The organism is Salinihabitans flavidus (assembly GCF_900110425.1).
GTDB lineage: Bacteria > Pseudomonadota > Alphaproteobacteria > Rhodobacterales > Rhodobacteraceae > Salinihabitans > Salinihabitans flavidus.
The window spans coordinates 1-8,934 of the sequence record NZ_FODS01000053.1 but is presented as its reverse complement, the minus strand read 5'-3'; the positions used below and the strand labels follow the sequence as shown (position 1 = coordinate 8,934).

Annotated in this window: 7 protein-coding genes; all 7 read left to right on the top strand. The window is 62.5% G+C overall.

From position 1 onward, the window contains the following. Window positions 1-311 (top strand): transposase (locus tag BMW66_RS19305; protein ID WP_139196312.1); only part of this gene is annotated, 311 nt, incomplete at its 5' end. A gap of 538 nt (window positions 312-849) precedes the next feature. Beyond that, on the top strand, window positions 850-2,535 hold the full coding sequence (locus BMW66_RS19300) for a glycine/sarcosine N-methyltransferase (RefSeq protein ID WP_093120779.1): 1,686 nt from the start codon (window positions 850-852) through the stop codon (window positions 2,533-2,535). 91 nt (window positions 2,536-2,626) lie between these two features. Beyond that, entirely contained in the window at window positions 2,627-3,505 is an 879-nt protein-coding gene (gene metF / locus BMW66_RS19295) for a methylenetetrahydrofolate reductase [NAD(P)H] (RefSeq protein ID WP_093120781.1), read from the top strand. 10 nt (window positions 3,506-3,515) lie between these two features. Then, window positions 3,516-4,586: a homocysteine S-methyltransferase family protein gene (locus BMW66_RS20905; protein WP_093120778.1), complete on the top strand. Its 1,071-nt coding sequence runs from the start codon at window positions 3,516-3,518 to the stop codon at window positions 4,584-4,586. After that, window positions 4,583-7,249: a methionine synthase gene (gene metH, locus BMW66_RS19285; protein WP_093120777.1), complete on the top strand. Its 2,667-nt coding sequence runs from the start codon at window positions 4,583-4,585 to the stop codon at window positions 7,247-7,249. The genes BMW66_RS20905 and metH overlap by 4 nt, the downstream gene beginning before the upstream one ends. A 39-nt stretch (window positions 7,250-7,288) precedes the next feature. After that, window positions 7,289-8,473 (top strand): methionine adenosyltransferase, encoded by a 1,185-nt coding sequence (metK, locus tag BMW66_RS19280; protein WP_093120776.1) that lies wholly within the window; start codon window positions 7,289-7,291, stop codon window positions 8,471-8,473. Window positions 8,474-8,496: 23 nt separating this feature from the next. Continuing rightward, on the top strand, window positions 8,497-8,934 hold a 438-nt coding region (locus BMW66_RS19275), incomplete at its 3' end, for an adenosylhomocysteinase (protein ID WP_139196310.1).

Below are 8,934 nucleotides of genomic sequence, written 5' to 3'. Positions count from 1 at the left end.
ATGTGTTGAGAGCCGTTGCATCGCGCTCCCCCATGCTGCGCCATGTCTTTGCGGATGGCGGTTATGCAGGACCCAAACTGCGCGATGCGCTGAAAGCCATCGGACGTTGGAGCGTCCAGATCGTCAAACGCTCCGACACCGCCGACGGGTTCGAGGTTCTGCCACACCGATGGGTGGTCGAGCGCACCCTTGCTTGGCTGGGCCGATGCCGCCGCCTGTCAAAAGATTGGGAAAAATCCATCGCCAGCGCAGAGGCGTGGATCACAATCGCCCACATTCGACGCGTCACACGCCATCTCGCAAGGGATTAATAATGCTCAGATAGTTTTGAATCAGACTCTGAGACGAATCGCGCCCTGTCCCAATCCGGTGAGATGAACGCCCGCCACACGACACGGTCGAGGGTAAACACGCGATTGTGGCACAGAACACATAGCCATGTCCTGCGGGGCGTCATTCCCAAGCCTGTGTTGGCCGCTTGCAGATCAATGTTCGAAAATACGCTTCGTCAGGCATTTCCGCCATCCCCTGCTTAATGCTTAGGCACGCGAAGCACAATTTTCATGAAAGTGTCGCATACAAGACTTGACCAGTCGTTATTCGGCCATGTAGCCAAGAACGAAGCCAAAAGGCCGGTCACGAACTTGGACAAAGCTAAATATAAAGCTGGGATCCGTTGAGGGGCAACCGCATCGAAACATGATGCAGGAAACCCGTGCATTGACCGTTCGAGTGAACCACAACGACGGGCTGGTCGAACTGCAGACACTGCGGCGGTAATGCGGATTCAGATTGTGCGGAGCCAAGCGCCGGCCGCAACGAAAACAATTGGCAGAAGTGAGAGGACCAATGACCGACAACCGAGCCGAGACCGACGAACTTGCATTGACCCAACAGGTCTATAGCGAAGACCCGCTGGCTGACCGCGAAACCGGCCACTACCGAAAGGAATACGTCAAGGCCTTCGTCGACAAATGGGACGAACTCATCGACTGGCGCGGCCGGGCAGAAAGCGAGGGTCAGTTCTTCATCGACATTCTTCGCGCTCGCGGCAAGGAACGCGTGCTGGACGTGGCCTGCGGTACCGGCTTTCATTCGGTGCGCCTGACCGAGGCCGGGTTTGACGTCACCGCTGCGGACGGGTCCGCCAACATGGTGGCCAAGGCCTTCGAGAACGGAAAGCGGCGCGGTTTGATCCTGAAGACCACGCAGGCAGACTGGCGCTGGCTCAACCGCGACATCGCCGGTAAATATGACGCGATCGTCTGCTTGGGCAATTCGTTCACGCATCTTCATGAGGAATCCGACCGTCGCCGGGCGCTGGCCGAATTCTACGCCGCGCTCAAGCATGATGGCCTGCTGATCCTGGATCAGCGCAACTACGATGCCATGCTCGACAACGGGTTTTCGACCAAGCACAAGTATTACTATTGCGGCGATCAGGTCACCGCCGAGCCCAGCCACGTGGACGAAGGGCTGTGCCGGATGGTTTACAGCTTTCCGGACGGCTCGGAATACACGCTGAACATGTGCCCCATCCGCAAGAACTACATGCGCCGCCTGCTGCAGGAAGCCGGGTTCGAGCGCGTGCGTACCTATGGCGATTTCCAGGAGACCTATGCCGAGGACGAGCCGGATTTCTTCATTCACGTCGCAGAGAAATCGGCCCTCCATCTGGTGCGCTGGGGTGACGTTTCCGAAAACGGCGCGCAGGACATCCGCGACATCACCGAGGACTACTACGACAGCGACGATGCGGACACGTTCTATTCGACGATCTGGGGTGGCGAAGATCTGCATATCGGCCGCTACAGCGAAACCGACGATATCCGCACCGCGTCGGATCGCACCATCGAATCAATGATAGACCGGCTCCCGCAGATCGACAGTACGGCCCGGGTGCTGGACATGGGGGCGGGCTATGGTGGCGCCATGCGCACGCTGGTTCGCAAGACCGGCGCCGAGGCCGTCTGCCTGAACATTTCCGAGACACAGAACGAATACAATCTGGGCAAGATCCGCGCCGCCAAGCTGACGGACAAGATCGGCGTGCGCCACGGTGTGTTCGAGGAGGTGCAGGAGGCGGATGCCAGATTCGACGTGGTCTGGAGCCAGGACGCCTTTCTGCATTCCGACCAGCGCGCGAAGGTGCTGGCCGAGGCGTGGCGCGTGCTCAAACCCGGCGGGCACCTGATCTTTACCGATCCGATGCAGTCCGATGATGCCGATCCTGCCATGCTTCAGCCGGTCTACGACCGACTTCAGCTCAACAGCCTGGGTTCGCCGAGCTTCTATCGCGAGGCCGCCGAGGCGCTGGGTTTCGAGACAGTGGAACAGGAAGATGCGGTTGCCGATCTGCGCAGCCACTATGCGCGCGTCCGCGAAGAGTTGCTGGCGAATTATGAAAAGCTGCGCGAGGCTGGTGCGTCGACACAGTATCTCGACAAGATGGCTGTGGGCCTGGAGAACTGGGTGAAGGCGGCCGATGAGGGGCACCTTGCCTGGGGCGTTCAGCACTTCCGCAAGCCGGCCTGAACGAGTAGCGTGCCGGGGCCGTCCCATGGATGCCCCGGCCGATGATGCAGACCGCATTCAGAAGCATGAAACAACCATTGGAGATCCGCGCATGACCGGGCCCTTCGCCGATCACCCCATCTCTGTGTCGTTCGAGCTGTTCCCGCCGAAAACCGACAAGGGCGAGAAATCGCTGGCGCGCAATGTGGACAGGCTGGCCACGGCCGCACCGGACTATTTCTCGGTCACCTACGGCGCAGGCGGCAGCACGCGCGACCGGACCGCCCGCGTGGTGGACATGGTGCGCCGGCGGACCGGCCAACCAGTCGCCCACCATCTGACCTGCGTCGGCGCCTCGCGAAAAGAGATCGATGCGCAGGCGGCCCGCCTTCTCGAAGGCGGTATCACCCGAATCGTTGCCCTGCGCGGCGACCTGCCCGACGGCCAAACACTGGCTGCCGACGGCTACGCCGACGCGGCCGAACTGGTGGCAGGGCTACGCCGGGTGGGTGATTTTGATATCTCGGTGGCCGCCTATCCCGAGGTCCATCCCGAGGCGGCAAGCCCGCAGGCCGATCTGGATCACCTCAAGCGCAAGATCGATGCGGGCGCAAACCGCGCGATTACGCAGTACACGTTCGATACGGACGTGATCCTCCGCTTCATCGACAGGGCCCGCGCCGGAGGGATCTCGGCACCGATCGTGCCCGGCATCATGCCGGTGGCGAATTTTGCCGGGCTCAAGGCGTTCTCGGCCAAATGCGGAGCCAGCGTGCCCGACTGGGTGGCGCGGATGTTTGAAGGACTGGACGACGCGCCCGACACCCGCGCCATGGTCGCCACAAGCGTCGCTACGGAGCAATGCCGCAGGCTGATGGCCGAGGGGGTGTCGGAGTTCCATTTCTACACGCTGAACCGGCCTGAAGTGACCCTGGCGATCTGCCGGGCGCTCGGACTCTCGCCAGAGATCCCGGCAGAAACCGCCGCGTGAGGAGAGAAAGATGACGAAACCTGACATCGCGGCCCATGCCGCGCAGAGAATACTCGTGCTGGATGGGGCCATGGGCACCATGATCCAGCAGCACAAACCCGATGAGACCGTCTATCGCGGCACACGCTTTGCGGATTGGGGTCAGGACGTGGGCGGCAACAGTGAGTTGCTGAGCCTGACCCAGCCCGAGATGATCCGGGACATTCATGCCGATTTTCTGGCCGCAGGGGCAGATATCCTGTGCACCAACACCTTTGGCGCCAACGCCATCAGTCAGGCCGACTACGGCATGCAGGAACTGGTGCGCGAGATGAACGCGGAAAGTGTCCGGCTGGCGCGCGACGCCGCGGATGCCGCGTCCACCCCGGACCGGCCGCGCTGGGTTGCGGGCGGGATCGGCCCGACCAACCAGACCGCCAGCATCAGCCCGGACGTCAACGACCCCGGCTACCGCGCCGTGAGCTTCGACGATCTGGCCATCGCCTATGGCGAGGCCGCCCGCGCGCTGATCGAAGCCGGCGTTGACCTGATTCTGGTCGAGACGATCTTTGACACGCTGAACGCCAAGGCAGCGCTTTTTGCCATCGACAGCCTCGCCGATGACGGGCTGACCGTGCCGCCGCTGATGATCTCGGGCACGATCACCGACCGGTCGGGCCGCACCCTGACCGGCCAGACGCCGGAGGCGTTCTGGGTCTCCATGAGTCACGCGCGCCCCTTCTCGATTGGGCTGAACTGCGCGCTGGGGGCCGGCGAGATGCGTCAGCATGTACGCACGCTGTCCGAGGTCGCCGATACCCGGATCAGCGCTTATCCCAACGCGGGCCTGCCCAATGAAATGGGCGGCTATGACGAGACCCCCGAAGAGACCGCAGCACATCTGGGCGAATGGGCCGAAAGCGGTCTTGTCAACATCGTCGGCGGTTGCTGCGGCACCACGCCCGACCACATCTCCGCCATCGCTGAAGCGGTCGCCGGCAAGCCTCCTCGGAAGATCCCGCAAAAGGTGCGCCGGATGCGGTTGAGCGGGCTGGAGATGTTCGAGGCTGCGGGCGCCACACCACAGGAGGGCGCGGCATGACCAGCGTAGCCAATTTCATCAATATCGGCGAACGTACCAACGTCACCGGCTCGGCCAAATTCAAGAAGCTGATCATGGCGGACGACTACGCCGCCGCGCTGGACGTGGCGCGCAGCCAGGTCGAGAACGGCGCCCAGATCATCGACGTGAACATGGACGAGGGGCTGCTCGACTCGGTCGAGGCGATGCGCACCTTTCTCAACCTGATTGCCTCGGAACCCGATATCAGCCGCGTGCCGGTGATGCTCGACAGTTCTAAATTCGAGGTGATCGAGGCAGGGCTGAAGTGCGTGCAGGGCCGGGCCGTGGTCAATTCGATCTCGCTCAAGGAAGGCGAGGACGAATTCCTGCGGCAGGCGCGCATCGTGCGCCGCTACGGCGCGGCCGTCGTTGTCATGGCCTTCGACGAGAACGGCCAGGCCGAAACCGCGCAGCACAAGTTCGAGATCTGCAAGAGATCGTACGATCTGCTTGTCGAAAAGGCGGGGTTCGAACCCTGGGACATCATCTTCGATCCCAACATCTTTGCGGTGGCCACGGGGATCGAGGACCACAACGACTATGCCAACGCCTTCTTCGACGCGATCAAGCTGATCAAGGCCGAGATGCCGGACACCCACATATCGGGCGGGTTGTCGAATGTGTCGTTCAGCTTTCGCGGCAACAATGCCGTGCGCGAGGCCATGCATTCGGCCTTTCTCTACCACGCGATCCCGCTCGGCATGGACATGGCCATCGTCAATGCCGGCCAGATCACCGTCTATGACGACATCCCCGAAGAGCTGCGCACCTGCGTGGAGGACGTGCTGTTCAACCGCCGCGACGACGCCACCGAACGCCTGCTGGACATCGCGGACAAGTACAAGGGCAGCGGCGAAGCGTCCAAGAAGGAAGATCCGAAATGGCGCGAGCTGCCGGTTGAGAAACGGCTGGAACACGCGCTGGTCCACGGCATAACCGATTACGTGGTCGACGACACCGAAGAGTGCCGCCTGCGCGCGGATAAACCGCTGGAGGTGATCGAGGGGCCGCTGATGGACGGCATGAACGTGGTCGGCGATCTGTTCGGCGAGGGCAAGATGTTCCTTCCACAGGTGGTGAAATCCGCCCGCGTCATGAAAACCGCCGTGGCGCATCTTCTGCCCTACATGGAAGAGGAAAAGCGCCGGACGGGCGACACCTCGGCCAAGGGCAAGGTGCTTATGGCTACGGTCAAGGGCGACGTGCACGATATCGGCAAGAACATCGTCGGCGTCGTTCTGCAATGTAACAATTACGATGTCGTGGACCTGGGTGTGATGGTGCCGACCGAGGACATCCTTGCCCGGGCGCGCGAGGAAAAGGCCGACATCATCGGCCTTTCCGGGCTCATCACTCCGTCGCTGGACCGGATGGTCGAGGTCGCCTCGGAAATGACCCGCAAGGGGTTGGATCTGCCGTTGCTGATCGGCGGGGCGACCACATCCAAGAAACACACGGCGCTCAAGATCGCGCCCGAATACGCGCATGGCGTGATCCATGTCGATGACGCGTCGAAAGCCGTCGGCGTGGTCTCCAAACTGCTGTCGAAGACCGCGCGGCCGGACTATCTCGCCGATGTGCTGGACGGGCAGGACAAGATGCGCAGCGGTGCCGCCAAGACTGGCGATCGCGCCACGACGCCGATCGAGACCGCGCGCGCCAACGCCTTCGACGGCGGCTGGTCCGAATATCGCCCGTCGGCACCGCAATCCCCGGGGCTGACGGTGATCGACGACATGCCGGTCGAGACCCTGCGCGGCTATATCGACTGGGGTCCATTCTTTGACACGTGGCAGATGCGTGGGCGGTTTCCTGACATCCTCGATCATCCGGAAATGGGGCCGACTGCGCGTGAGCTTTACGACAATGCGCAAAAGATGCTGGATCGAATCGAGGCCGAGGGCTGGTGCACGCCGCGCGGTGTGGTCGGATTGTGGCCTGCGAATGCCGACGGCGACGACATTGTGATCTGGAGCGACGAGACCCGCACCGAAGAGGCCACACGCTTTCCCCAGTTGCGCCAACAAGGCAAAAAGTCCGGCAACAAACCGCATATGTGTCTGACCGATTTCGTGGCGCCTGCGGGCACGCCCGACTGGATCGGTGGCTTTGCCGTAACTGCCGGGCCGCAGGTCCACGACATCGCGGAGGGGTTCAAGGCCGATGGCAATGACTACGATTCGATTCTCGTGCAGGCGCTTAGCGACCGGATCGCCGAGGCATTTGCCGAGGCACTACATGCCCGCGTGCGCCGGAGCCTCTGGGGCTATGCGCCCGACGAGACACTCGCAAACGAGGATCTGATCCGCGAGACCTATCACGGCATCCGCCCGGCGCCCGGCTATCCGGCCTGTCCGGATCACACCGAAAAGCGCCGCCTGTTCGAAATGTTGCAGGCGACCGAACACACCGGACTCACCTTGACGGAATCTTGCGCCATGTGGCCCGCCTCGGCGGTGTCCGGGCTGTACTTTGCCCATCCGCAGGCGCGCTATTTCGGCATCGGCCGCATCGGGCCGGATCAGGTGGCCGACTACGCCGCTCGCAAGGGCATGCAGATCGCCGAGGTGGAGACATGGCTCGCGCCGAGCCTCGGCTATACCCCCCGTCGCGGGAGCGATCCCGCGCGCAAGATCGCCTGAAATCACGGGCGTATGACCAACCAGGACAGGAGAAAAGTGATGAGCGACAAGACCTGGCTGTTTACCAGCGAATCGGTGTCGGAGGGACACCCGGACAAGGTTTGCGACCGGATCTCGGACGCAGTTCTTGACGCCTACCTCTCGGCGGATCCGCAGGCCCGCGTTGCCTGCGAAACCTTGGCCACCACCGACCACGTCACCATTGCAGGCGAAGTGCGAGGCCCCGAGCATGTGCGCCAGCATGTCGAGGAGCTGGCCCGCCAGGCGATCAGGGAGATCGGTTACCAGCAGAAGGGCTTTTCCTGGAAAACCTGCGCGGTCAACAATCTCCTGCACGAGCAGAGTGCGGACATTGCCATGGGCGTGGACGAGGGCGACAAGGGCGAGGAAGGCGCCGGTGATCAGGGCATCATGTTCGGCTATGCCTGCACCGAGACCGACGAACTGATGCCGGCGCCGATCCAGTTCGCCCACCGCATTCTACGGCGCATGGCCGAGGACCGCAAATCCGGCGCACAGCCGAATTTCGGCCCCGACGCCAAGAGCCAGGTCACCTTGCTCTATCGCAACGGCAAGCCGGTGGGGCTCGACACCGTGGTGGTTTCGACACAGCATCTCGAAGGCGTGAGCCAGGATGAGGTGCGCGAGATGGTCAAGCCCTATATCGAAAAGGCCTTTCCGGACGACTGGACGTTGCCCGACGACAAGCTGATCGTGAACCCCACCGGCAAATTCGTCATCGGTGGACCCGACGGCGATGCCGGCCTGACAGGGCGCAAGATCATCGTCGACACCTATGGCGGTGCTGCGCCACATGGCGGCGGCGCGTTCTCGGGCAAGGATCCGACCAAGGTTGACCGATCGGCGGCCTATGTGGCGCGCTATCTTGCCAAGAACGTGGTCGCCGCAGGCCTGGCCGAAAAATGTCAGATCCAACTGGCCTACGCGATCGGCATGCCCGAGCCCGTGGCGCTTTATGTGGACACGCTGGGCACCGGCGAAGTGTCCGAGGAGCAGCTGTCGAAGCGCCTGCGCGAGATGGTGCGCCTGACCCCGCGCGGCATCCGTGAGCATCTCGACCTGCTCAGACCCATCTATGCACGCACGGCGGCCTACGGCCATTTCGGGCGCGAGCCCGACGCGGATGGCGGTTTTTCCTGGGAAAAGACCGATCTGGCCGCAGAGCTTGCCCGCAGTTTCGGCGCGACAGCCGCAGCCGAATGAGTCCAGACAGGAGTATAAAGATCATGAACAAACCCGAAAATATTTCACCCGCAGACAGCATCATCAAGGACATTGGGCTTGCGGACTACGGTCGCAAGGAGCTTGACATCGCGGAAACGGAGATGCCGGGGCTGATGGCGCTGCGCGAGGAGTATGGTCAGCAGAAGCCCTTGAAGGGCGCGCGGATTGCCGGATCGCTGCACATGACCATCCAGACCGCCGTTCTGATCGAGACGCTTGTGGCGCTGGGTGCCGACGTGCGGTGGGCCTCGTGCAACATCTTCTCCACGCAGGATCACGCGGCGGCGGCGATTGCGACAACGGGCGTTCCGGTCTTCGCGATCAAGGGCGAGACGCTGGAGGAATACTGGGACTATTGCGACCGCATATTCCGGTTCGAGGAAGGCGGCGCGAACATGATCCTCGACGATGGCGGGGACGCGACGCTTTACATTCTGCTG

Bases quoted from the DNA above. Each gene is read 5' to 3' on its own strand.
- BMW66_RS19300 (WP_093120779.1), top strand. From the start codon at position 850: ATGACCGACAACCGAGCCGAGACCGACGAACTTGCATTGACCCAACAG.
- metH (WP_093120777.1), top strand. From the start codon at position 4,583: ATGACCAGCGTAGCCAATTTCATCAATATCGGCGAACGTACCAACGTC.
- BMW66_RS20905 (WP_093120778.1), top strand. From the start codon at position 3,516: ATGACGAAACCTGACATCGCGGCCCATGCCGCGCAGAGAATACTCGTG.
- metF (WP_093120781.1), top strand. From the start codon at position 2,627: ATGACCGGGCCCTTCGCCGATCACCCCATCTCTGTGTCGTTCGAGCTG.
- metK (WP_093120776.1), top strand. From the start codon at position 7,289: ATGAGCGACAAGACCTGGCTGTTTACCAGCGAATCGGTGTCGGAGGGA.